Origin of the sequence: Nocardia sp. NPDC004168, assembly GCF_040610355.1 — a bacterium.
Taxonomy (GTDB): domain Bacteria; phylum Actinomycetota; class Actinomycetes; order Mycobacteriales; family Mycobacteriaceae; genus Nocardia; species Nocardia sichangensis.
Genome location: NZ_JBEXME010000010.1, coordinates 1 through 23106 on the forward strand (window position 1 = coordinate 1; position 23106 = coordinate 23106).

Consider the following 23106-nt stretch of genomic DNA (forward strand, 5'->3'; position numbering starts at 1 on the left):
GAGCCCGGTCTGGTCGAACTCGACGACTGGTGGCCGATGGGGCCCGCGCTGCGGCCGCGGCTGACGGAGGAACGTCTGCTGCTCGGCGGCGTCGGCTACAAGTCCGGATCGTCGAACGGCGTCGTGACCCCCCTGCGCCGCCGGGCGACCGAGGACGACCTATCGGATCCCCCCGAACGAATCGGCTGAAAGGTAACTGCCGCGATGATATACGACGACCTGAGCGGACCGGATCTACGCGAAGACCGGTGGCGCTTCCTCGAAGTCCCCCTCGGACCGGAGCAGACGTGGCGCTACGCCGACCCGGCCGCCCGCACCGAGGTCGGCGAGGGCGCGGTATCGGTCCGGATCGACGCCTTCACCCGATCCCACGCCGAGGTCCAGATTCTGGACAACCCGAAGCATCTGCTGGTGTCGACCGAAACATTCGATCTCACCGGCGGACCGCGGACCTTCGCGGTCGAGCTGGCGGCGGAGAACATCGGCGTCACCGGCGAGGACTACCGGGACGGCTTCGCCGCGTTCAACGTCCTCGACATGAGCAGCGCCCAGGTCTTCGACCTCATCGCGACGAGCAGGCACGCGTACGCCATTCACGAGCGGCTGTTCGTGCCGGGCGTCGTCCCCGCGGAGGAGGCGTTCACCCACGTCGTGCACGCTCCCTTGGCAGGGGTCGACATCAAACCCGGCGAGTTCCACCGCTACAGCGTCACCATCGACCGTGCCGCGGGCACCGCAGGCTGGTACGTCGACGACATCCCGGTGTACACCACGCGCGCGCCGCAGTTGCCGGAGACGGTGCAGATCGGTTTCGGCATCATCACCCTGCATCCGATCGAAGACGGGCGCAGCACGTCGCTGCGCGGGCAGGGACTGCACGCGTCGTGGCGCGACTTCACCGTGGCGTGACCGGATCCCAATCTTCGCGCGGAGTTCGCCGAAAAAGAATGGCGCCCAGCCACACTCGGCTGGGCACCAGGGTTGCCACCGCCTGCGGGGCGGCCGCTGCCGCCGATCAGACGCTCTCCTTGCGCGGCCATTCGACATTGCGCGGGCGGGCGTACTCGTCCGCCAGGGCGTCGTCCTCGTTCATGTCGTACTCGTAGTCGTATTCGTCCGACTCCGCACGGCGGCGCGGATCCCACACCATCGCCACGGCCGACACGGCCAACAAGGTCACGACAATGGCCGCGATGACTACATAGAGCACGTCTTCCACCCTCCTGAAAATAGACCGAACAGCACGCAGCCGTGCCGGATAAGCAACGCGCACAGCTTGTTTCACGCCGCTGGCATAGTAAGCCTGGCTGCCGGAAACCGGACATTCCGACGGCGGTTACCGACCGGTCGCCCCCGGATGCGGGACGGTCGGCAACTCCTGCCGAATCCGCGGAAACGCCTCCGCGAATCTTCAGCGTCGCTTAGGCTCGTCACCGTCCCGGTGGCTCCGGGACATCCGGCGCGGCACCGCACGCCCAAGCGTGCCGCGATCGCTGGTGGTAGCGGTGGGGTTCACCCGAATAGATGAACCTCGCCGTCCCCCATTTTCTATGAAATCCGAAGGACATTCAGTGGGAATCACCCGCATTGGGCATCCTTCGAGCTACCGTCTTCGGTCATGGACGACATCGAACTGCAGCCACCGACCGTCGCCTCCGCCAAGCAGACCGGCCTGGTCCTGGACATCGCCGCGCTCGACATCCACAACCCGCTCGCCCGGCCGGGCGAGATCACCTATCCCTATGTTCGCTGCACCGACCACCGGGTTCTGCGGCTACCCGAGCCGTTGCACCGGTGGGCCACCGAAACTATCGCCCTCAACCACACCAAGCACGCCACCGGCGCGCTGCCCCTGTTCCCCGGACAGGTCGAGTTCGGCATCCTCGACGGCACCATGTACGCCGAAGTCCTCTGACCAGCCTCGAGCCCGGCAGACCCGGCCGGGCTCTTCCGGGTCACGGGGATTCGCCGTAGCAGCCAGGCGGATTCGGCACCTCCGCTCGATCACTACCGCGCGCTCCCCCATCACGCGATGAAGGCGCGGATACGTTCCCTGCCGCTCGCGCACAGATGGCGATCCGCCCGCGTCGTGGCGACCTCGCGCCGGCTCACGTCGACGCGGGCGCCATGCGACGCTGTTGTCCCTGTTCGGTCCGGTCGGCAGCAGTTGCCGGTACCGCACCCGACCAGCAAGCCCGGCCCGAGCGAATGGGGCTGCGTGGCAAGAAAACGCCTGGTGGCTGCCCATTCCGGGTACGCGTGTGGCGCGGGTTGCGGGCGCACGACACACTGGAGCCCGTGAATCGCATGTCAACCCGGCACCGCCGCGGATCGGACGGCCTGCCGTGACCGATCTCGCCCGCGGTGAGAACCGCCCCGCGCCCGGCGACCGGCTGGCGGTCACCGTCACCTGCTCGGCTCCCGTCGACGTATCGGCGCTGTTGCTGAACTCGGCGGGGCGCGTGCGCTCCGACGCCGATTTCGTGTTCTTCAATCAACCGGTCGCCCCGGGCGTCACCTACCGGCACGGCCAGGGCGCGGGCGACGTGGTGGACATCCAGACCGGCGCGCTGCCCAGCGACGTGGACCGCGTCGTGGTCACCGCGAGCCTCGACGGCAGCGGGCCACCGACTTTCGCCGCCGCGGGCTCACTGCGCGCGACAATCGCGTCTTCGTCGAGCACACTCGCCTTTCCCATGACGGGTTTGAGCACCGAGACCGCCGTGGTGTGCGTCGAGATCTACCGCCGCGGCGGCGGATGGAAAGTGCGTGCGGTCGGCCAGGGGTACGACAACGGTTTGGCTGGTATCGCAACGGCTTTCGGTGTGAACATCGATGATGAACCGGCCCAGCCGACCTCGTCACCCGCTCCCGCACCGGCATACCGACCTGCGCCGCCCCCGGCACAACAACCTGCGCCACCTCCCGCGTACCAGCCCGCGCCCCCGCCCGCCTATCCACCGCAACCGGCCTATTCCGCGCCGGCCGCCGCGGTGCCGCCACCACCGATGCCCTCACCTCAGCAAGGAGCGCTGCCGATGCAGAGCGAACTGTTCGCCCCCAGCCACGCCGAAGTCACCGGCGCGGGCATCCAGAAGCAGGGCGGCAAGATGATCAAGGTGGCCGTCAACGGCGAGGTCATGGCTCGTGCCGGATCGATGGTCGCCTACCAGGGCGATCTGCAGTTCCAGGCGCTCGGCGCGGGCGGGATCGGCCGGGCGATCCAGCAGCGGTTGACCGGTGAGGGCGTTCCGCTGATGAAGGTGTCCGGGCGCGGCGACCTGTTCGTCGCCAACGGCGCCGCCGACGTGCACACCATTGATTTGGACGGCACCGACGGCCTCACCATCAACGGCGCCAATGTGCTCGCCTTCGATTCCGGCCTGCGCTACGACATCCGGATGGTGCAGGGCGCCGCCGGATTCGCGAGCAACGCCGGGTTGTTCAACTGCGTCTTCACCGGCCGCGGCCGCATCGCCATCACCACGCACGGTACGCCCGTGGTGCTCAACGTCGACCAGCCGACCTACGCCGATCCGCAGGCGGCGGTGGCGTGGTCGTCGAGCCTGCAGACCGGCATCAAACGCAATGATTCGTTCGGGCTGGGCAGGCTGATGGGCCGCAGCACCGGCGAGGGGATGACGCTGTCGTTCTCCGGACGCGGCTTCGTCATCGTGCAGCCGTCGGAGCTGCCGCCGGGCGGTTTCGTCGGAGGCACCGGCGGCGGGCAGGAGGCCGGCCAGAGCGGCGGTGTGCTGGGCGGCCTGTTCGGCTGACCCGCGAGTTCGGCGTTCAAGCCTGGAGCGATACGAGTTCCACGACGGTGATGTCCGACGGTGCGCCGACCCGCACCGGCGGGCCCCACGCCCCGGCCCCTCTCGTGACGTACAGCTGGGTGTCGCCGTACCGTTCCAGCCCGGCGACGGTCGGATTCGCCAGGCCCGCAAGGTAATTGCCCGGCCAGAGCTGGCCGCCGTGGGTGTGGCCGGACAGCTGCAGGTCGACGCCGTGCGCCACCGCGTCCTCGATCAGCACGGGCTGGTGCGCCAGCAGCACGGCGGTGCGCGTGCGGTCGCGGTCGCCGAGCGCCTTGCCGAAGTCCGGGCCCTGTCCGGTTCGCTCGCCCTGCACGTCGTTCACGCCCGCCAGGTCGAAGCCGGGCAGTTCGGTACGGGCGTTCGCGAGCAGGTGCATGCCGAGTTCCTGAACATGCTCCACCCACTGCTCGGCGCCGGAGAAGTACTCGTGGTTCCCGGTCACGAAGAACGCACCGTGGCGGGCACGCAGTCCGGCCAGCGGCTCGACGGCCGAGCGGAGGTGTTCGACGCTGCCGTCCACCAGGTCGCCGACGACCGCGATGAGGTCGGGCCGGGTGTCGTTGACGGTGCGCACCACGCGTTCGGCGAAGCCGCGTCCCAGGGTCGGGCCGAGATGCACGTCGCTCACCACCGCGATGCGGAACCCGTCCGCTCGGCGCGGCAACTTCGCCAGCGGCACGGCGACCCGCTTCACACTGGGTCCGTCCAGCACGCCATGGGCGCCGATGCCGACCGTGGTCGCGGCCGCCGCGACGGCGGCGCCACCCATCACCCGCGCGACGAAGACACGGCGCGGCACCCGGCTCAGCGGGGACTCGGCCGGAGCGGTCGTGCCCCGCGGGGACTCCGGAGCGGAGACGGTTCTCGCCGAGGTGGAACCGCTTTCCGCTGAAGACTCCAGCTCAGACCCGGCCCTCGCCAGCGACTCCGGCCCAGCCCCAGCTCCAACCGACGACTCCAGCCCAGCCCCAGCTCCAACCGACGACTCCAGCCCAGCCCCAGCTCCAACCGACGAATCCAGCCCAGCCCCAGCTCCAACCGACGAATCCAGCCCAGCCCCAGCTCCAACCGACGACTCCGGCGCTGACCCAGCTCCCGCTGACGGCTTCAGCCCAGACTTGGGCCCCGCCAACGACTCCGGGCCCGCTGGGGCCTCCGCCCCAGACCCCGCCCCCGCCGACGACTCGGGCCCGAGCCTCGCTCCCGCTGAGAGCTCCAGCTCAGACCCGGCCCTCGCCAGCGACTCCGGCCTCGCCGACGACTCGGGCCCCAGCCCGGCTCCCGCTGGGAGCTCCAGCTCAGACCTGGCCCCCGCCAACGACTCCTGCACGGCTCCCGCCGAGGAACCCGGTCCCAACCCGGCTCCCGCCACGGACTCCGACGCGAACCCGGTTTCCGCATGTGTCTTCGGTTCGCGTGGCACCCGGCCTCGATCAGACCAGCGCAGCGCCAAAGCTCGAATCGGCTCGCCGGCCACCAGCGCGAGCAGCAGGTATATGAACAACGCGCCCCACAGGTAGCCGGGCCAGGCGATGATCCGGATCAACGCGAACGGAGCGGACGCCAACTCCGCCACCGTCGTGCCCAACAGCAGCAAGGGTCCTGCCAAAACAACGGCGGTACCGACGCGACGCGTGCGGGAACCCGCTGTGGTCGTGTCCCGCACGAGTCGCCGCCATATATACCAGTGCGCGCCGACCACCGTGAGCACGACGACTCCCACGAGAACGAGCACGGCGACACCGACCAGAACACTCTTCACGACCACGGCGGCACTCTCTGTGAACATTCGGCTTGCGCGGCATCAACTTACGTCACAGCGCGGGCCGCGCAGGGCCGGCGACTTCCCGGTGCCGGTTATCTCGTTCGTTCCAGCACGCCGCGCAGAAATGCCGCTTGACCCGCATGCTGCAGATCGTCCGAGATCACGCTGACCAGCCGCACACCCAGGGTCACCGGCGGATCCCATCGGGTGTCCACGACGCGGTCCAGATCGCCGTCCACCAGTCCCCGGACGAAGCGCAGCGTCTGTTCGTGCACCGCGTCGTAATACCCCGTGAGCAACTCGGCGGGCGCTCGGACCGCCGCCACGTCGGCGGGCTGGTCGCCGTAGCCGGTCGCGCCCTTGTCGATGGGTAGCCCGAAGCGGTCGTACCAGCCATGGGCGGTCCAGACCTGCTCGATACCGGCCACATCCGCGATGTGGTCGTCCTGCACACGAGTCAGATGCCAGATCAACCACGCGATCGAGTTGGCGCCGGCATCGATCCGGTGAGCGAGGATGTCCTCCCCCAGTCCGTCGACCGCTTCGTGCACCACCTCCCTGATCCGCTCGTAAGCGTCGGTCAGCACGTCGGCACTGGTCGCCATCAGTCGACTCCTCTCGAGTGTCCGCTGACCCGACGGTACCCAGCGTGACCGCCCGGCACGAGCGCCGACATACGTGCCGCGAATTTTCGCACGACCGAACCACATTGAACGTACCGTTATTCAACGGTACGATGTGTGGTGGTGAGATTGGGTCGATGACCTTCCGAATCGGTCACCGACCGGACGATGACGTACCGAAGTGAGGAAGTACCGATGATTCACGACGTCGAGACCGGACGCGCCCGGCGAGCGGTTGTCCGCGTGGCGATGGTCGCCGCGCTCGCACTGACCCCCGTTGCCGCGGCCGCCGTGCCCGCGGTCGCCGCACCCGCTGTGGCGCAGCCGACCGTTACACAGGTGGCCCAGGCCGACGAGATCCACGGCGGCTGGCACCGCCACGGAGGGTGGGGCCACGGCGGCTACGGCGGCTGGGGTGGCTACGGCGGATGGGGCGGCTACGGCGGCTACTGGGGTAGCCCGTTCGGCTACTGGGGCAGCCCGTTCGGCGTCTGGCCTGGCATCGCCTGGCTGCTGCCCGGCTCCGGTAGCGCGTTCTGAGACTAGCGATCCGCACAGTCGGCCAGGTGATCCCGGCTCCGCGCGGCATCGCGCGTGCGGAACCGGAATCATCTGCCGCCGGGGGCGAGACGATCGCCGATCCCACTTCGCTGCCGGCACCCCTACGCTCGAGGCATCAGCGATAGCCCGCGGGATGAGCGCCGCCGCGACGACCGCGACCACGCACTACCGGCGCCGCGGTCACCGCTCACCTGAGTGCAGTGGGGGCATTGACGCAGCATCCCCGCAGCGCCCAGCTGTCGCTATTGACTGAATCGCTCTCGGAACCAGGACTTTTTGCTGAAATCACCCCACGCGCTCGACCAATTTTGCTGCGCCGCAGGCCAATAGCACATATTCGGCAATCGACAGCATCGTATCGACGAAACCAACAGTGTCCCCGCATAATTCATGCGCGCATTCGTCGCGAGCGCGGCACGGATTTTTCCACGGAATTCGCAGAACGATTGCTTCGGGAATCCACTGCGGCCAGAATGGTGGGGCCGAGAACCGGCATCTTGGGGATTCGTCGGCACTCGTGGCCGACACGACTAAGTGGGGAAATACGATGAGAGTCAATAGATTCGCCGCAACCGCCCTACTCGCGGTCGGGGCCACCGCAATTGCGACGGGCGTCGCGCACGCCCAGCCCGCCACGCCCGCGCAGGTCAGTGTGCACGGTGTCGAGCAGGGCCTCGGTTTCACCTCGGCTCCCGCCGACGACGGGACAGGGGTGGTCACAACCCTCGACGCGGGCACCTTCGCGTTGACGGCCGACGCCGCGGCGGTCGAGCTGCGGAGCGAAACGGGACAGGTCGTCGCGACGCTGCCGCTGGCGTTCCAGGCCTCCGGCGCGACCCACGGGCTGGCCCCCGCGATCACCGACGCGGGCCGCACCCTCACGGTGACGCCGGTGGGTTCGCCCGCCACCACCGAGCGCCTCAACCAGTTCGTCGGTGAGGACGAGACGCTCGCCCGCAAGCAGTACAACGCCGGGATCGGCGCCCTCATCGGCGCGGGGATCGGCGCCGTGCTCGGCTTCTTCCTCGGCGGGGTCGGCGCGCTGGTCACCATCCCGATCGGCGCGGGCATCGGTGCGCTGATCGGTTTCTCCACGCCGTAGTCGGCCGGTTCGGTGTGCGGCCGCCGCAGGGCGACCGCACACCGATCGCCGGTCGAACCGCCGGGATTCCCTGGCGCGTGCGCTCGCGCGCCACTCGCCGAGGGGGACGCGGCGATCCGACCGTCGATGGTTGCCGTCCAGCCCCGTGGACCGCGAGCCAAAACCAAATGCCCGGCCGTGCGCTGGGGCATGATGGGATGGCACGGAGACGATCGGAGCGAGACACAGGATCCGCGAGATGGCACAGCGCAGTTCCCTCTCGCAGCGGCGCGCTGCACTGGAACAAGAGTGGTCCCGATGGATACCGGCCGGGACACCGCAGGGTGATTCCGCGCTGCGCAGCGAGGTGGCGCAATCATGGCTGCGGTCGCTGCGCACCGTCGATCCGTCCTGCGAGCACGCGCCAGTCGCCGACGCCGACGTGACCGCGCGCTGGGCCGCGTCTTCTTTGCGCACACCGGTATCCGAGTTGACCGATCAGTTGCGCGACATCACCGAGGGCGCGGGCTACGTCGCGGCGATCACCGACGAGACCGGAACCATCCTCTGGTCGCACGGTGGTCCGGTGATGCGCCGCCGCGCCGAACAGGTGAACTTCGCGCCGGGCGGTCGCTAGGACGAGGCGCACATGGGCACGAACGCGCTCTCGCTGGCGCTGCGCACCGAACAGCCGCACACGGTGTTCTCCGCCGAGCACTTGGTCGCCGCACTGCACGGCTGGGTCTGCTACTGCGCACCCATCCGTGGCGCGGACGGTCGCCAGCTCGGCGTACTCGACCTGTCCACCACCTGGGACCGCGCCCACCCGCTGGCCATGTCCACCGCCCGCACCCTGGTCACCGCCATCGAGACCAAGCTGCACCACCGGATGGCCGCGCCCGGGGTCCGGCTGACCTGCCTCGGCGCGGCCCGCTTGATCCGGGACGGCGCACCCGTCCGGCTACGCCCGAGGCACCTGGAGCTACTGACGCTGTTGGCGCTCGAGCCCGAGGGCTTCACCCACGAACGCCTGCACTTCGCGGTGTACGGCGACCGGCCGGTCGGCACGAGCACGCTCAAATCGGAGATGTCCTATCTGCGTCGCGCCACCGGCGGAGACATCGCCAGCCGGGTCTATCGGCTGGTGAGCCCCCTGTCCTGTGACGCCGTGGACGTGCTCGCGGCGCTCGAAGCGGGCGACACCGCGACGGCGGTCGAGTTGTATCGCGGCCCCTTGCTGCCGGATTCGGACACGCCGGGCATCGTGCAGTGGCGCGAGTACCTGGAAGTCGGTGTGCGCACCGCGGTGCTGTCCAGCGGAAACGTCGAGCACGCACTGCGCTACGGGGAGCGCGCACCGCACGACATAGAGATCCACGAACACGCGTTGCGCTTGCTTCCCCGGGGCGACGGGCGCCGGGCGCTCGCGGTCGCCCGTTTGCACGGCGCGCTGCGCGACTGAGCTCGCGCGCCTCAACGTTTCGTCAACCCTCGCGGGGCATAGTGACCCGCATCACGGCCGACCCGCCGTGTGCATCACGTCCGCAACCAGCGAGGAGTCACCCGCCATGAGCTACGCGAAGCCGGGAACCGAGGGCAGCGTCGTCGAATTCGCCACGCGCTACGACAACTTCATCGGCGGTGAGTGGACCGCGCCGGTCGAAGGCCGCTACTTCGAGAACCCGTCGCCGGTGGACGGCCAGACGTTCTGCGAGGTCGCGCGGTCCTCGGCGGCCGACATCGACCTGGCCCTGGACGCCGCGCATCAGGCGGCCGACGCGTGGGGCGCGACGTCGACGACCGAACGGGCCAATATCCTCAACAAGATCGCCGACCGGATCGAGGACAACCTCGAGGCGCTGGCGGTGGCCGAAACGTGGGAGAACGGCAAACCGGTACGGGAGACGCTGGCCGCCGACCTGCCGCTGGCGGTCGACCACTTCCGCTACTTCGCCGGGGCGGTCCGCGCCCAGGAAGGCGGGATCAGCGAAATCGACGCCGACACCATCGCCTACCACTTCCACGAGCCGCTCGGCGTCGTCGGCCAGATCATCCCCTGGAACTTCCCGATCCTCATGGCCACCTGGAAGCTCGCGCCCGCCCTCGCCGCGGGCAACGCGGTGGTGCTCAAGCCCGCCGAGCAGACCCCGGCCTCGATCCTGAAGGTCGTCGAACTGATCGCCGATCTGCTGCCGCCGGGAGTCCTCAACGTGGTCAACGGCTTCGGCGTCGAAGCGGGCAAGCCGCTGGCGGCCAGCCCGCGCGTGGCCAAGGTCGCCTTCACCGGCGAGACCACCACCGGCAGGCTGATCATGCAGTACGCCAGCGAGAACATCATCCCCGTCACGCTCGAACTGGGCGGCAAGAGTCCCAACATCTTCCTGCCCGACATCATGGCCGCCGACGACGCCTTCCTGGACAAGGCCGTGGAGGGCTTCGTGATGTTCGCGCTCAATCAGGGTGAGGTGTGCACTTGTCCGTCCCGCGCGCTGATCCACTCCTCGATCTACGACGAGTTCATCGCCCGGTGCATCGAGCGGACCAAGGCCATCCGCAGCGGCAATCCGCTCGACGAGGCCACCATGATCGGCGCGCAGGCCAGCAACGACCAGTTCGAGAAGATCCTGTCCTACATCGACATCGGCCGCCAGGAAGGCGCCGAGGTGCTCACCGGCGGCGGCCCGCGCAAGGTCGACGAGTTCCCCGGCGGCTTCTACGTCGAGCCCACGATCTTCTCCGGCCGCAACGACATGCGGATCTTCCAAGAAGAGATCTTCGGACCGGTCGTGTCGGTGACCACGTTCGACTCCGTGGACGAGGCGCTGAAGATCGCCAACGACACCCTCTACGGACTCGGCGCGGGTGTGTGGACCCGCGACATCAACGCCGCCTACCGCTTGGGCCGCCAGATCAAGGCGGGCCGGGTGTGGACCAACTGCTACCACGCCTACCCCGCGCACGCGGCCTTCGGCGGGTACAAGAAGTCCGGCATCGGACGCGAGAACCACCGAATGATGCTCGACCACTACCAGCAGACCAAGAACCTGCTGGTCAGCTACTCGCCGGACAAGCTCGGATTCTTCTGATGCCGCAGCCGGTCCGCCGCGTCGAGTTCACCGGACCCGCGGAAGCGCTGCTGCGCCGACTGATCGAACAGCACGGTCCGGTGATGTTCCATCAGTCCGGCGGCTGCTGCGACGGCAGCGCACCGATGTGCTACCCGCGCGGCGAGTTCCGGGTCGGCGGGTCGGACCTGCTGCTCGGGTACCCGGCGGCGGATACCCCGTTCTGGATGAGCGCCGACCAGTACGACTACTGGCGGCACACCCATCTCACCGTGGATGTGGTGCCCGGCCGAGGTAGCGGGTTCTCCCTGGAAGCGCCCGAAGGCGTGCGCTTCCTGATCCGCTCGCGGCTGCTCACCGACGAGGAACTCGCCGTGCTCGAAGCCGAGCCGCCACCCACCGGGGCGGATCTGTCCCACTGAGATCGGGGCACGGGCTGCTCACCGAAGCTCCGGTGAGCAGCCCTTCCCGGTTCACAGGGCGGACAAAAATTCCATGCGGGAATAGTCGGCAACCGGATACGGTCGTTCGAGGTGGTTAGACAGGCGAACGAGAGGGGCCGCGGGTGGCGACCGAGACCGCGACGGTGTCCGTGGGTTTCCGATCCGAGCGCGGTGCCATTCTCGGCTCGCTGATGCTGGCGACCGCGCTGGTCGCGCTCGACTCGACGGTCATCGCCACGGCGGTGCTCACCATCACCGACAGTCTCGGCGGCTTCGCGCAGTTCCCCTGGTTGTTCTCCATCTATCTGCTGGCGCAGGCGGTGACGGTGCCGATCTACGGCAAACTCGCCGACACCGTGGGCCGTAAACCGGTGATCCTGTTCGGCATCGCGATGTTCGCGCTGGGTTCGCTGCTGTGCGGCGTCGCGACCAGCATGCTCGGACTGATCGTCTTCCGCGCCGTCCAGGGTATCGGCGCGGGAGCGATCCAGCCGATGACGATGACGATCGCGGGCGACTTGTACACGCTGTCCGAGCGTGCCAAGGTCCAGGGCTATCTGGCCAGCGTGTGGGCCATGTCGAGTGTGGCGGGCCCGCTGCTGGGCGGCCTGTTCGCCGAGTACGTCAGCTGGCGCTGGATCTTCCTGATCAACCTTCCGCTCTCCGCGCTCGCCGGATGGATGCTGGTGCGTAATTTCGCCGAGAGCGCGCCCCGGCAGCGGCAGAGCGTCGACTATCTGGGCGCGGCACTGCTGACGTTCGGCGCAGGCGCGTTGATCCTCGGACTGCTCGAAGGCGGGCAAGCCTGGGCGTGGTCGTCTCCGTCGAGCATCGGGATCTTCGCGGGCGGCGCGGTCGTGCTCGTGCTGTTCGGGCTGGTGGAACGCGGAGCGCGGAATCCGATCCTGCCGCTGTGGGTGTTCACCCGGCGCGTCGTGATCGCGAGCAGCTTGGCGTCGGTGCTGGTCGGCGCCGTCGTTCTCGGCGCGACCTCCTATGTCCCCACCTTCACCCAGGGCGTGCTGGGCACCGGGGCGCTGGTCGCGGGTCTGACGGTGGGCGCACTCACGCTGGGGTGGCCGCTGGCCGCGTCCCAAGCGGGAAAGGTGTACCTGCGCTTCGGCTTTCGCACCACTGCCTTGATCGGTAGCGGATTGGCCGCCCTCGGCGCCACCAGCACGTTGTTCATCACGCAGCATTCCACCCTGTGGCAGGTCGCGGCGTCCTGCTTCGTGATCGGCACCGGGATGGGACTGGTCGCCACCCCCACCTTGATCGCCGCGCAGACCAGCGCCGAGTGGACCGAGCGGGGTGTGGTCACCTCGGCCAACATGTTCGCACGCTCGATCGGCAGTGCGGTGGGCGTCGCGGTGTTCGGCGCCATCGTGAACTCGCGCGTCGGCCACACCGATCATCCGGAGCCCGCCACACTGGCCTCGGCGGTGCATCTGGTCTTCGTCACGATCGCGGCGATGGCCGTCGTCCTGCTCGTCGCCTCGGCCATGATGCCCCGGCGTTCGGCGAACGCCTGAGGCGAGACAGCGGGTTTTCGGAAGCGTTCGAACCGCGGCCGGCGCAAGCTGGCGTTCCAACCGAACGAGATTCTGGAGGTCGCAGTGGCGCAGGCCGTATGCGTAATAGTCGGCGTGTTCTTCCTGGGTATGGGTATCTACGCGCTCGCCGCGCCCGCCGCTCTGATTCAACCGTTCGGCATCCGGCTCACCGAACCGAGCGCGCGCTACGAGGTGCGCGCCGTCTACGGCGGCTTCGGACTGGCGATGGCGGCCGTGCTCGCGGTGGCCGCCATCGACCTCGCAGGGCTGCGCGGCGGGATCATGGTCGCGATCGGCGCGGCACTGGCGGGCATGGCCCTCGGCCGGGTGCTCTCGGCCGTGCTCGATGAGCGAACCGCGTTCTATCCCACCTGGTTCTACGGCGCGGTGGAGGCGATCGGCGCCGCCGCGCTCTTCCTCGCCGTCTAGCGGAAAACGGGCCGTCAGCTGGTGTGCGTAACGTCGGTCGGCGTGCTGGAACTGCCGAGTTTGCGCAGCACGAAGTATCCGGCCGACACCAGCACCGCCCACACCGCGCCGACGACGAGGGCCGTGCGCCCGCTGTCGGTGAACAACAGCAGCACGACCACCAAACCGAGGAACGCCAGCGCGAGCACGGTGGTGTAGGGCGCGGCGGGCAGCCGGTAGTCGCTGGCGGGCAGTTCGCCGCGGGCGACCTTGGCCCGGTAGAGCAGGTGACAGACCAGGATGACGCCCCAGACGAAGATGATGCCGATGGTCGACACCGAGGTGATGTAGGCGAAGGCCTTGTCCGGGGAGATGACATTGACGATCACGCCGATCACCATCGCCGCCGCCGACACGGAGATCCCCACATAAGGCACCGCGTTCGCGCTCAGTTTGTTCAGCCGGGCGGGCGCCTCGCCGTGCAGCGACAAGGTGCGCAGCATCCGGCCGGTGGAGTAGATCCCCGAGTTACACGATGACAGCGCCGCGGTGAGCAGCACGAAGTTGACGATGCCCGCCGCGCCCGGGATGCCGATCAGCTCGAAGACCTCCACGAACGGGCTCTTGCCCGCGTGGAAATTGCGCCAGCTGGACACCGACATGATCACAACGAGCGCACCGACATAGAACAGGCCGATCCGGAAGGGGAGCGTGTTGATCGCCTTGCGCAGAGTCTTGCGCGGCTCGCGCGCCTCCCCGGCGGTGACGCCGACCAACTCCACGCCGACGTAGGCGAACAGCACGATCTGCAAAACGAGCAGCGACTGACCGATGCCGTTGGGGAACACGCCCCCGTCGGCCCACAGATTGGTGACGGTGGGGTTCGTCGCGTGCCCGAAGCCGAACAGCAGCACGCCGATGCCGAGCAGGATCATGCCGACGATCGCGGTGACCTTGATGGTGGAGAACCAGAACTCGCCCTCGCCGAACAGCCGCACCGAGATCAGATTCGCGCAGAACATCACCGCGAGCACGACCAGCGCGGTGACCCACGGGGCGATGTCGAACCAGTACTCCACGTACTTGCCCGCCACCGTGATCTCGGCCATGCAGGTGGCCACCCACACCGCCCAGTACGACCAGCCGGTGACGAAGCCGGCGAAGCGGCCGAGGAACTCGTGCGCGTACTCGGCGAAACTCCCCGAGATCGGCCGGTAGGTCAGCAGTTCGCCGAGCGCCCGCATGATCACGAAGATGGCCAGGCCCGCCGCCAGGTAGGCCAGGATCAGGCCGGGGCCGGCCTGCTCGATCGCGCCGCCCGCGCCGTAGAACAGGCCCGTGCCGATCGCGCCGCCGATGGCGATCATCTGGATGGTGCGCGGGCTCAGGCCCCGGGCATAACCCTCCGAGTCGCCGGTGTCCGCCGGAACCGATGGTCCCGCGTCCTGGAGGTGACGGTCGGAGGCTGTCATACTGCGGTCCTTTCGCTGGGCAGCGATGCGACGATCCGGTCGCCGAACACGCGACGTCGGATCATCGCACGTCCGGTCCGGAGCACGTGGTCACGCTACCGCCCCGCCCGCGCGCGCGTCGTCTCCGGGCCGACCGCGGCGGTCGTGCGCGGTTACCGGACGGGCGTCCGGCATGCCATCATCGGATTCCCCGACGATGGGTTCCCGTCATGACCGAATCGCCGTCCCGGCGCACGCGAACGCGCCGCTACGCGCTCCGCACCGCCGTCGTCCTGCTCGCTGTCGTCGCCGTCTTGGCCGGCGCGGCGTTCGCGACGACCGCGGTCCTGCACATCCCGGCCCCGCCGACGCTGCTGCGACTGCTGACCGACCCGCCTTCGACACAGGGCGAACTGTTCGAGAGCCGCACGGTGGCCGCCTCCCCCACGCCGCGTCCGCTGCCGGTCGCACCGCGGCCGCTGCCCGACGGGGTGCCGTGGAAGGGCTCGCAGATCTCGGTCGCCGACTTCCTCGGCGCCACGCACACCAATTCGTTCCTCGTTCTGCGCGGCGGCGCTCTCACCCACGAGTGGTATCGCGACGGCGTCACGGCCACCACCCGCCAGTCCTCGTGGTCGGTAGCGAAGTCCGTCGTGTCACTGCTGACCGGCCGCGCCATCGCGGCGGGGCGGCTCAACGAAGACGACCGCCTGGTGCGAATCCTGCCCGAGCTGACCACCGGCGGCCCGTACGACACCGTGACCATCCGCGACTTGCTGGACATGGCCTCCGGCGTAGACGTCGACGAGAACTACAACAAGTACATGCCGCTGACCGGCACCGCCCGGATGTATCTCACCGAGGACCTCGCCGGGTTCGCCCGCGAGCATCAGGGCCTGCGGTTTCCGCCGGGCAGCGCGGGCGAGTACCGCAGCGTGGACACCCAGCTGCTGGGCATGGCGCTTGCGCGGGCCGAGGGCCTGCCACTGAGTGAACTGCTGGAACGCGACCTGTGGGCTCCGATCGGCGCCGAGGACGCCGCGCTGTGGAATCTCGATCGCGCGGGCGGTCAGGAGAAAGCGTTCTGCTGCCTGAACGCGACGGCCCGCGACTTCGCCAAGATAGGTCAGATCGTCTTGGACGGCGGGCGCGTCGGCGACGCGCAGATCGTGCCGCCGGCCTGGATCGAACGCATCCGCACCCCGGTCCACCGGGTGGGCGACTGGCCCTACGGCGCGCAGTGGTGGCACCCGACCGGTGGGGACGGCGCCGATCTCACCGCCGTCGGCGTCTACGGCCAGTACGTCTACGTCGACCCGCCCAGCGGCACCGTCATCGTCAAACTCAGCGACTACGGCACCACCCAGGACGAGCAGGAGACCATCGAGGTGTTCCGCGCGATCGCGCGCGGCTGAGCCGGCCGGCGAAATACACCGGGGACCCGCGACGTTGGCAGTGGAGATCGCCACTGTGAGGAGACCCATGATCGACGTCCCGCTGTCCGTACTGGATCTCGCGCCGGTGCAGTCCGGCCGCACCGTCGGCGAGGGGCTCGACGCGACCACCGAATTGGCCCGGCGCACCGAGGCTTTGGGCTACCACCGCTTCTGGGTCGCCGAGCATCACAACATGCCCGGCATCGCCAGTTCGGCGCCGAGCGTGCTGCTGGCCCACCTGGCCGCGGCCACCTCGACCATCCGCGTCGGCTCCGGCGGGGTGATGTTGCCCAACCACGCGCCGCTGGTCGTCGCCGAGCAGTTCGGCACCTTGCACGCGCTGCATCCCGGACGGATCGACCTGGGCATCGGACGCGCGCCGGGCACCGACCAGGCGACCGCACGGGCGCTGCGGCGGACCGCGGACGGACTGTCGGCGGAGTCGTTCCCCCAGGAACTGGCCACGTTGCTGGGCTACTTCCGCGGGTCCGACCCCGGCGGCATCGCCGCCACGCCCGGGCGCGGTGAGGAACCGGAGGTCTGGCTGCTCGGCTCCAGCGGCTACAGCGCCCAGGTCGCGGCGCTGCTCGGGGTCCCGTTCGCCTTCGCACACCACATCGCCCCCGACAACACCGAGCCCGCGCTCGCGCTCTACCGCGAGCACTTCCGGCCTTCGGAGCGCCTGGAGCGCCCGCATGCGATGGTCGCGGTCGCGGCGATCTGCGCGGACACCGACGAGCGCGCCGAAATCCTGGCCGGCCCGCGCGACCTGGCCTTCCTGAACCTGGTGCGCGGCACACCGCAGGCACTGGCCACGCCGGAGGAAGCGGCCGCGTTCCGTCCGTCGGAACAGGAGCGCACGTTCATCCGGCAGCGCCGGGCCGGGCAGTTGCTCGGCTCCCCGGAGACGGTGCGCGGTCAGCTCGAGGATCTGCTGCGCCGCACCCAGGCCGACGAGCTGATGATCAACACGCTGGTCTACGACATCGACGACCGCGCCCGATCGTTCGAACTGCTCACCGAGAAGGTCGCGGCCTGAGGCGGGTCAGTGCAAGCGGAAGCCGTGGTTGGCCAGCGATTCCCGCAACCGATGCCTGCCGTTGAGTGCCGCCGCGGAGGCGAGCCGGGCCAGCACACGTTCGGTCCAGGAATGCGAGAGCCGTTGTTCGGCATAGAATTCCGCGATCCGGGTCTCGTACTCGGCCACGTGCACCCGCTGCGCGTCCAAATCGTAGGTCTCCCGATGCAGGACGGCGTCCTGCGGCAGGCGCGGCTTCACCCGCGCGTCCTCGGCGGGATCCGGGTGACCGACCAGCAAGCCGAAGACGGCGAAGACCTGCGGCGGCAATCCCAGCTCGGCGGCGACTTCCTCCGGCTTGTTGCGCAGCGCGCCGATGTAGACGGTGCCGAGCCCGAGCGATTCCGCCGCCACCACCGCGTTCTGCGCCGCGAGCGCGGCGTCGATGAATCCGACGTAGCTCGATTCCAGGTAGTCCGCGCCCTCCAGCGGCGCGCTCCGGTCTTCGGCGAGCTGGCGCAGGCGCGCGAAATCGGCCGTCCAGACCAGCAGCACCGGCGCTTGCACGATGTGGGCCTGATCGCCCGCGAGCGCGGCCAGGCGCGCCTTGCGTTGCGGGTCACGCACCGCGATGACGCTCCAGACCTGCAGATTCGACGAGGTCGGCGCGGACTGCGCCGCGGAGATCAGCAGCCGCAGTGTGGCGTCCGGCACCGGGTCGGACAGGTAGCGGCGCACCGAGCGATGCTCGTGCAGCACCTGCAGGACCTGGTTCCACTGCGCGGGTTCGACCGGTTGCGGGTCGCGGTAGCGCTGTTGCACGGCGTGGGTCGGGGTCAGCACGGACTGCGTCATGGGCATCATCCTTTCGCCAGGACGGCGCGCCGTCAGCGGTTGGCCGCAGCCTGAGCGGAACACAGGTAGGGTAAGTAAGGCAATCCTAATTATTTATATCGGAGGTTCTCTTGGCACGTCCCCGCACCACCCTCACGGTGCAGCGCACCGAATGGCTCACCCCGCACTTGATCCGGGTGTACCTCGGCGGTCCCGGCTTCGCCGCGTTCCGTCCCAGCGAGTTCACCGACTCGTACGTGAAATTCATTTTCCCGCAGGACGGGAACGAGGTGCTGCGCACCTACACCGTCCGGTCCGTCGACCCCGTCGCCGGAGAGATCGCGGTCGACTTCGTCTACCACGGCGCGGAGGGCATCGCGGGACCGTGGGCTGCCGCGGTCCAGCCCGGCGAGACCATCGATTTCCATGGCCCCAACGGCGCCTACGCCCCGCGCCCGGACGCCGACTGGTATCTGCTGGCCGGTGACGAGGCGGCGCTGCCCGCCATCGCCGCCGCGCTCGAGGCGATGCCCGGCGAGGCGACGGGGCTGGCGTTCGTCGAAGTCGCAGGTCCGGACGACGAACTGCCGGTGAAGAAGCCGGACGGCATCGAGCTGACCTGGCTGCACCGCGGCGCGCGGCCCCCTGGCGAGGTGCTCGCCGAGACCGTTCGCTCCGCGCCGTGGACGCCGGGGCAGGTCCAGGTGTTCATCCACGGCGAAGCCGAAGCGGTCATGAAAGACCTGCGCCGCTACATCCGCAAGGATCGCGGCGTTTCCGCCGAGTGGGCGGCGTCGATCTCCGGATATTGGCGCCGCGGCCGCACCGAGGAGGGCTTCCGAGAGTGGAAGGCCGAACTGCGGGCGGTCGAGGGGGCCAACGGCTGAACCGTCAACTCAGCAGTCCGACGATGGTGGCGGACAGGAAGCTGACCAAGGTGGCGCCGTAGAGCAGGCGAAGCCCGTTGCGGGCGATGACGGTGCCTTGTTTCTCGCTGAGGCTGCGGACCGCGCCGGTGACGATGGCGATGGTGGAGAAGTTCGCGAACGACACCAGATAGGTGGAGACGATCGCGACGGTGTGGTCCGACAGTCCGGCGTGTTGCCGGTTCAGTTCCTGCATGGCGACCACTTCGTTGGACACCAGCTTGGTGCCCATGAACCGGCCCGCGGCCGCCGCCTCGTCCCACGGGATGCCGGTCAACCAGGCCAGCGGGGCGAAGACGTGGCCCATCACGTCCTGGAACGTGGTGCCGTGGAACAGCGCCGCGAAGATTCCGTTGACCATGGCGAGCAAGGCGATGAATCCGATCAGCATGGCCGCGACGGTGAACGCGACCTTGAAGCCGACCAGGATGTATTCGGTGAGCATCTCGAAGAACGATTGCCGCTTACGGCTGTCGGCGATCTCCTCGCCGATCAGCCGGGCATCGTCGGCGGCGCCGACCTTGTAGGGGTTGATCAGCGAGCACACCACGAAGGCGCCCAGCATATTCAGCACGATGGCCGCGATCACGTACTTCGGGTCGATGAGCACCATATAGGCGCCGAGGATGCCCGCCGAGACCGTCGACATCGCCGAGGCCGCCAGGGTGTACATCCGCTGCGGCGGAATGTCGTCGAGCATGGCCCGCAGCGAGATGAACACCTCTGATTGGCCGAGGATCGCGGAGGCGACCGCGTTGAACGATTCGATCCTGCCGAAGCCGCTCACCCAGGCCAGCAGCAGGCCGAGGTACTTGATGATCAACGGCAGAACCCGCAGGTGTTGCAGGATGCCGATCAGCGCGGACACGAGCACGATCGGCATCAGCACCGCGAACAGGAACGCGGGCCCGCCGCTGCCGACGGCGGGCAGGTCGCCGAATACGAACGCGGTGCCCTGGGCGGCGTAGCCGAGGATGTGGGCGAAGGCGTCGCTGACCGCGCGGATCACCGTGCCTCCGATCCCGGTCTTCAGCAACAGGAAACCGAGCGCGAGTTGCACGATCAAAAGGACGACGATCCGCGGCAGCCGAGCGGCGGCGGCGCGGCGGTCGGTACTGGGCAGCCAGGCCAGCAGCAGGAAGCACATCAGCCCGGCGAATCCGATCAGATGATGCACGCGCACCTCGGCTGCCGTGACGTACTTCGGCTTATGGGAGCACCTCTCATGTCGGTTTATGGTGCGGTGTCTCCACAGTTGAGAAGCTCGGCGCGGCTGTCGGCGCACCGGCCGCCGACCGGCCGCCCGGGACGATTCCGGGCGGCCGGGCATGGTTCACCGGCCGCTACGGTCGCGGCGCGCGCAACGCCTCCTCCACGAACTGCGTGGTGTAGGTCTCGGACAGGTCGATCCGATCGCGCACGGGACGCACGTTCTTCGAGTACTTGCCGAGGATCTCCAGAACGTTCTGCGCGCCTTCGGGTTTCATCAACCCGTCGCCGTTGAACATGCCGATGGAATCGCGGATCGACTGGACGTAGAGGTCCTTGCCCGCGCTCGCGTACTGCGGCGGCATCTTCTCGGCGATCTCCTCGGGCGTGTGCGTCCGGATCCACTGCAGCGTCTGCACGAACGCGGCGGCGAGCTTGCGCACGATGTCCGGGTGGGCATCGATCGTCGCGCAGCTCATGTAGAGCGACGTCGCCGGATACAGCCCGCCGAGCGCGGCCCTGGTGCCCGCCTCGGTGCGCAGGTCGACGAGGACGCGCGCATCGCCGGAGTTCACCATCTGCGCCACCGTGGGATCGGTGGTCATGCCCGCGTCGATGCCGTCGTGGTTCATGCCCGCGATGAACGTCTGCCCCGCACCCACTTTCACCCGGGTGTAATCGGCGGTGCTCATCCCGGCCTGGCCGGTGAGCGCCTGGGTGAGGAAGTCGGTCGACGAGCCGAGCGAGGTCACGCCGAGCTTCTTGCCGCGCAGATCGGCGACCGAGGTGATGTCCGCGTCCGCCTTCGACACCAGTTCGACCTCACCGGGCACGTCGGACATCTGCACCACCGAGCGGATGCATTGGTCCTTGGCCTGCAGATCGATGGTGTGGTCGTAGAAGCCGACCACGCCCTGCACGTCGCCGGTGAGCAACGCCGTCTCGGCCGTGGCTCCGGACTGCTCGCCGAGCAGTTTCACGTCGATGTCGTTGCGCTCGAAGAAGCCGAGTTGCCGGGTCAGCACGGCGGGCAGGTAGATCACCTTCTCCAGCCCGCCCACCATGATGGTGATCTGCGGTCGGCCGTCGGCCGTCGGAATGGCGCGGGAGTCCCGGCATCCGGTGGCGGCCAACAGTGCCGCGATCACGACGGCGACGAGCGCGAGTTGCTTGCGATGCCTCATGGTCAGATCCCGTGGTTCGAGGTCGCCTGCGATGGCCGCCATTTCAGCAACCGGTTCTCCGCCATGCCGATCCCCCACTCGGCGATCAGCGCGGCCACGGTGACGATGATCATGCCCGCGTAGATGCCCGCCGAGTCGAAGGTGCCCTGCGCGTTGCTGATCAGCAGACCCAGGCCCTTGCTCGCGCCCGCGTACTCGCCCACCACCGCGCCGATCAGCGCGAAACCGAAGGCGGTGTGCAGGCTGGAGAGGATCCAAGTGGTCGCGCTCGGCAGCACGATCGACACCAGCACTTGCCTGCGGCTCGCGCCCAGGATACGGGCGTTGTCGATCACATTGCCGTCCACTTCCCGCGCACCGGTGAACGCGTTGAAGAACACCGCGAAGAACACCAGCACCACCACGGTCGCGACCTTCGAACTCAGGCCGAGACCGAACCAGATGATGAACAGCGACGCCAGCACGATGCGCGGAACCGCGTTGAGCGCCTTGATGAACGGCGCGAGCACCTCGGCCCAGTACCGGCTGCGGCCGAGCAGCACGCCCAGCACGACGCCGGCCACCGTGCCGATCACGAAACCGAGCACGGCCTCCTGCACGGTGGTGTAGATCTGCAGCCAGATCGAGCCGAATTGCGTCCCCTCGGTGAACCATTCGACCAACCGTGCCCAGATCAGCGACGGCTTCGAGTAGAAGAACGGATCGATCCACACCGTGGCGGTGAGCTCCCACGCACCCAGCCACAGCGCTACCAGCGCGACGCGTAGGCCCCAAGTCCGGATCCGGGCGCGCCGCGCGGCGGTACGCACCCGGGCCAGGATCTGTGTTTCGGTCTCGTTCTCCACCGCGGGCTCGTCGACGGCGTCCTGCACCAGCACGTCATGCGACACGGGAGGCTCCCTTCGCCCGAGCGGCCTCGACCTGATCGCGCAGCGTCTCCCAGATCTCCTTGTAGATGTCGCGGAACTCGGCGGTCAGCCGCACGTCCTCGACACTGCGCGGCCGTGTCAGGCCCACCGTGAAGTCTCCGCAGACGGTGGCCGGGCTCGCGGTCATCACGACCACCCGGTCGGCGAGCACGATCGCCTCCTCCAGATCGTGGGTGACGAAGACGACCGCCGCGTTGGTGCCCGCCCAGACGCGCAGCAGCTCGTCCTGCATGAGCTGCCGGGTCTGCACGTCCAGCGCGCTGAACGGCTCATCCATCAGCAGGATCTCCGGCTCGTTGACCAGTGTCTGTGCCAGCGCCACGCGCTTGCGCATGCCGCCGGACAACTGGTGCGGGTAGTAGCTCTCGAACCCGGCCAGACCGACCTTGCGCACCCATCCGGACGCCTTCGCCCGCGCCTCGGCCTTCGACGCGCCGCGCAGGCGCGGGCCGAGCGCGACGTTGTCCAGCACGCTCTTCCACGGCAGCACCGCGTCCTGCTGGAACATGTAGCCGATGCCTTCGGGGATGCCGTCGACGTCCTTGCCGCGCACCAGCGTTCGCCCGGCCGAGGCCGGTTCCAGCCCGGATACCAGCGACAACGTGGTGGACTTACCGCATCCGGTGGGGCCGACGACGGCGACGAATTCGCCGGGGCGCACCGTGAGGTTCAGATTGCGCACGGCGGTGTGGATGCCACCGCCGGTGCCGGGGAAACGCTTGGTCGCGTTCCGCAGCTCGATGAGGGATTGCGTCATTGCTTCCTACTTCTGCGAGATCGGGTAGGGCGAACGTACGTGGCC

General features: G+C 68.7%; 23 protein-coding genes and 1 pseudogene. 15 read left to right on the plus strand and 9 right to left on the minus strand.

The genetic code is table 11. From position 1 onward, the window contains the following. Positions 1-189: pseudogene (locus tag ABZW96_RS19230) on the plus strand (hypothetical protein); the annotation flags it as partial. A gap of 15 nt (positions 190-204) precedes the next feature. Further along, positions 205-909 carry a DUF6081 family protein gene (locus ABZW96_RS19235; RefSeq protein ID WP_355076328.1) on the plus strand — a complete coding sequence of 235 codons (705 nt, stop codon included), beginning with the start codon at positions 205-207 and terminating at the stop codon, positions 907-909. A gap of 106 nt (positions 910-1015) precedes the next feature. On the opposite strand, the gene ABZW96_RS19240 is transcribed toward ABZW96_RS19235, so the two are convergent. Beyond that, complete coding sequence (locus tag ABZW96_RS19240; RefSeq protein ID WP_355076330.1) at positions 1016-1210, minus strand: hypothetical protein; 195 nt, start codon at positions 1208-1210, stop codon at positions 1016-1018. Between the two features lie 408 nt (positions 1211-1618). Between ABZW96_RS19240 and ABZW96_RS19245 the strand changes: the two genes are divergently transcribed. Together ABZW96_RS19245 and ABZW96_RS19250 are read left to right on the plus strand one after the other, a co-directional pair. Beyond that, positions 1619-1915 (plus strand): hypothetical protein, encoded by a 297-nt coding sequence (locus ABZW96_RS19245; RefSeq protein WP_355076333.1) that lies wholly within the window; start codon positions 1619-1621, stop codon positions 1913-1915. 430 nt (positions 1916-2345) lie between these two features. Then, positions 2346-3776 (plus strand): AIM24 family protein, encoded by a 1431-nt coding sequence (locus tag ABZW96_RS19250; protein ID WP_355076335.1) that lies wholly within the window; start codon positions 2346-2348, stop codon positions 3774-3776. A gap of 16 nt (positions 3777-3792) precedes the next feature. Here the strand turns inward: ABZW96_RS19250 and ABZW96_RS19255 are convergent, their stop codons facing one another. Next, positions 3793-4617 (minus strand): metallophosphoesterase, encoded by an 825-nt coding sequence (locus ABZW96_RS19255; RefSeq protein WP_355076337.1) that lies wholly within the window; start codon positions 4615-4617, stop codon positions 3793-3795. A 1058-nt stretch (positions 4618-5675) separates the two neighbouring features. Then, entirely contained in the window at positions 5676-6188 is a 513-nt protein-coding gene (locus ABZW96_RS19260; protein ID WP_355076339.1) for a DUF664 domain-containing protein, read from the minus strand. 213 nt (positions 6189-6401) lie between these two features. Between ABZW96_RS19260 and ABZW96_RS19265 the strand changes: the two genes are divergently transcribed. The 8 genes from ABZW96_RS19265 (at position 6402) to ABZW96_RS19300 (ending at position 13338) form a co-directional block, all read left to right on the plus strand. Next, the gene (locus ABZW96_RS19265) at positions 6402-6746 is read left to right on the plus strand and encodes a hypothetical protein (RefSeq protein WP_355076340.1); all 345 of its coding nucleotides are present in this window, start codon (positions 6402-6404) and stop codon (positions 6744-6746) included. Between the two features lie 568 nt (positions 6747-7314). After that, complete coding sequence (locus tag ABZW96_RS19270; protein WP_355076342.1) at positions 7315-7869, plus strand: hypothetical protein; 555 nt, start codon at positions 7315-7317, stop codon at positions 7867-7869. 238 nt (positions 7870-8107) lie between these two features. Continuing rightward, positions 8108-8485, plus strand: coding sequence for a hypothetical protein (locus ABZW96_RS19275; RefSeq protein ID WP_355076344.1), 378 nt, complete (start codon positions 8108-8110; stop codon positions 8483-8485). Between the two features lie 12 nt (positions 8486-8497). Beyond that, on the plus strand, positions 8498-9310 hold the full coding sequence (locus tag ABZW96_RS19280; RefSeq protein WP_355076346.1) for a hypothetical protein: 813 nt from the start codon (positions 8498-8500) through the stop codon (positions 9308-9310). A 106-nt stretch (positions 9311-9416) separates the two neighbouring features. Next, a complete protein-coding gene (locus ABZW96_RS19285; protein ID WP_355076347.1) occupies positions 9417-10934 on the plus strand; it encodes an aldehyde dehydrogenase family protein in 1518 nt (505 codons plus the stop codon). Then, the gene (locus ABZW96_RS19290; RefSeq protein WP_355076349.1) at positions 10934-11335 is read left to right on the plus strand and encodes a DUF779 domain-containing protein; all 402 of its coding nucleotides are present in this window, start codon (positions 10934-10936) and stop codon (positions 11333-11335) included. Before ABZW96_RS19285 ends, ABZW96_RS19290 begins: the two co-directional genes overlap by 1 nt. A 143-nt stretch (positions 11336-11478) precedes the next feature. After that, entirely contained in the window at positions 11479-12888 is a 1410-nt protein-coding gene (locus ABZW96_RS19295) for an MDR family MFS transporter (protein ID WP_355076351.1), read from the plus strand. An 84-nt stretch (positions 12889-12972) separates the two neighbouring features. After that, positions 12973-13338 carry a DUF4345 family protein gene (locus ABZW96_RS19300; RefSeq protein WP_355076352.1) on the plus strand — a complete coding sequence of 122 codons (366 nt, stop codon included), beginning with the start codon at positions 12973-12975 and terminating at the stop codon, positions 13336-13338. Between the two features lie 14 nt (positions 13339-13352). Here the strand turns inward: ABZW96_RS19300 and ABZW96_RS19305 are convergent, their stop codons facing one another. Further along, complete coding sequence (locus tag ABZW96_RS19305; RefSeq protein ID WP_355076354.1) at positions 13353-14789, minus strand: amino acid permease; 1437 nt, start codon at positions 14787-14789, stop codon at positions 13353-13355. A gap of 209 nt (positions 14790-14998) precedes the next feature. Between ABZW96_RS19305 and ABZW96_RS19310 the strand changes: the two genes are divergently transcribed. Beyond that, positions 14999-16183: a serine hydrolase gene (locus tag ABZW96_RS19310; protein WP_355076356.1), complete on the plus strand. Its 1185-nt coding sequence runs from the start codon at positions 14999-15001 to the stop codon at positions 16181-16183. Between the two features lie 67 nt (positions 16184-16250). Beyond that, positions 16251-17243 (plus strand): LLM class flavin-dependent oxidoreductase, encoded by a 993-nt coding sequence (locus tag ABZW96_RS19315; protein WP_355076357.1) that lies wholly within the window; start codon positions 16251-16253, stop codon positions 17241-17243. Between the two features lie 6 nt (positions 17244-17249). On the opposite strand, the gene ABZW96_RS19320 is transcribed toward ABZW96_RS19315, so the two are convergent. Beyond that, the gene (locus tag ABZW96_RS19320; protein WP_355076358.1) at positions 17250-18077 is read right to left on the minus strand and encodes an NADPH-dependent oxidoreductase; all 828 of its coding nucleotides are present in this window, start codon (positions 18075-18077) and stop codon (positions 17250-17252) included. A 110-nt stretch (positions 18078-18187) separates the two neighbouring features. On the opposite strand from ABZW96_RS19320, the gene ABZW96_RS19325 reads away from it, so the two are divergent. Beyond that, positions 18188-18943: a siderophore-interacting protein gene (locus ABZW96_RS19325; RefSeq protein WP_355076359.1), complete on the plus strand. Its 756-nt coding sequence runs from the start codon at positions 18188-18190 to the stop codon at positions 18941-18943. 4 nt (positions 18944-18947) lie between these two features. Here ABZW96_RS19325 and ABZW96_RS19330 read toward each other — a convergent pair whose 3' ends face one another. The 4 genes from ABZW96_RS19330 to ABZW96_RS19345 form a co-directional block, all read right to left on the minus strand. Continuing rightward, a complete protein-coding gene (locus tag ABZW96_RS19330; protein WP_355076360.1) occupies positions 18948-20159 on the minus strand; it encodes a nucleoside transporter C-terminal domain-containing protein in 1212 nt (403 codons plus the stop codon). Positions 20160-20325: 166 nt separating this feature from the next. Further along, entirely contained in the window at positions 20326-21375 is a 1050-nt protein-coding gene (locus tag ABZW96_RS19335; RefSeq protein WP_355076362.1) for an ABC transporter substrate-binding protein, read from the minus strand. 2 nt (positions 21376-21377) lie between these two features. Continuing rightward, a complete protein-coding gene (locus ABZW96_RS19340) occupies positions 21378-22265 on the minus strand; it encodes an ABC transporter permease (RefSeq protein ID WP_355076364.1) in 888 nt (295 codons plus the stop codon). Then, on the minus strand, positions 22255-23061 hold the full coding sequence (locus tag ABZW96_RS19345) for an ABC transporter ATP-binding protein (RefSeq protein ID WP_355076366.1): 807 nt from the start codon (positions 23059-23061) through the stop codon (positions 22255-22257). The genes ABZW96_RS19340 and ABZW96_RS19345 overlap by 11 nt, the downstream gene beginning before the upstream one ends. Positions 23062-23106 lie beyond the last annotated feature (45 nt).

Coding starts and splice junctions, on each gene's coding strand:
- ABZW96_RS19235 (WP_355076328.1), top strand. CDS start 205: ATGATATACGACGACCTGAGCGGACCGGATCTACGCGAAGACCGGTGG.
- ABZW96_RS19245 (WP_355076333.1), top strand. CDS start 1,619: ATGGACGACATCGAACTGCAGCCACCGACCGTCGCCTCCGCCAAGCAG.
- ABZW96_RS19260 (WP_355076339.1), bottom strand. CDS start 6,188: ATGGCGACCAGTGCCGACGTGCTGACCGACGCTTACGAGCGGATCAGG.
- ABZW96_RS19265 (WP_355076340.1), top strand. CDS start 6,402: ATGATTCACGACGTCGAGACCGGACGCGCCCGGCGAGCGGTTGTCCGC.
- ABZW96_RS19270 (WP_355076342.1), top strand. CDS start 7,315: ATGAGAGTCAATAGATTCGCCGCAACCGCCCTACTCGCGGTCGGGGCC.
- ABZW96_RS19275 (WP_355076344.1), top strand. CDS start 8,108: ATGGCACAGCGCAGTTCCCTCTCGCAGCGGCGCGCTGCACTGGAACAA.
- ABZW96_RS19280 (WP_355076346.1), top strand. CDS start 8,498: ATGGGCACGAACGCGCTCTCGCTGGCGCTGCGCACCGAACAGCCGCAC.
- ABZW96_RS19285 (WP_355076347.1), top strand. CDS start 9,417: ATGAGCTACGCGAAGCCGGGAACCGAGGGCAGCGTCGTCGAATTCGCC.
- ABZW96_RS19290 (WP_355076349.1), top strand. CDS start 10,934: ATGCCGCAGCCGGTCCGCCGCGTCGAGTTCACCGGACCCGCGGAAGCG.
- ABZW96_RS19305 (WP_355076354.1), bottom strand. CDS start 14,789: ATGACAGCCTCCGACCGTCACCTCCAGGACGCGGGACCATCGGTTCCG.
- ABZW96_RS19310 (WP_355076356.1), top strand. CDS start 14,999: ATGACCGAATCGCCGTCCCGGCGCACGCGAACGCGCCGCTACGCGCTC.
- ABZW96_RS19315 (WP_355076357.1), top strand. CDS start 16,251: ATGATCGACGTCCCGCTGTCCGTACTGGATCTCGCGCCGGTGCAGTCC.
- ABZW96_RS19320 (WP_355076358.1), bottom strand. CDS start 18,077: ATGACGCAGTCCGTGCTGACCCCGACCCACGCCGTGCAACAGCGCTAC.
- ABZW96_RS19335 (WP_355076362.1), bottom strand. CDS start 21,375: ATGAGGCATCGCAAGCAACTCGCGCTCGTCGCCGTCGTGATCGCGGCA.
- ABZW96_RS19345 (WP_355076366.1), bottom strand. CDS start 23,061: ATGACGCAATCCCTCATCGAGCTGCGGAACGCGACCAAGCGTTTCCCC.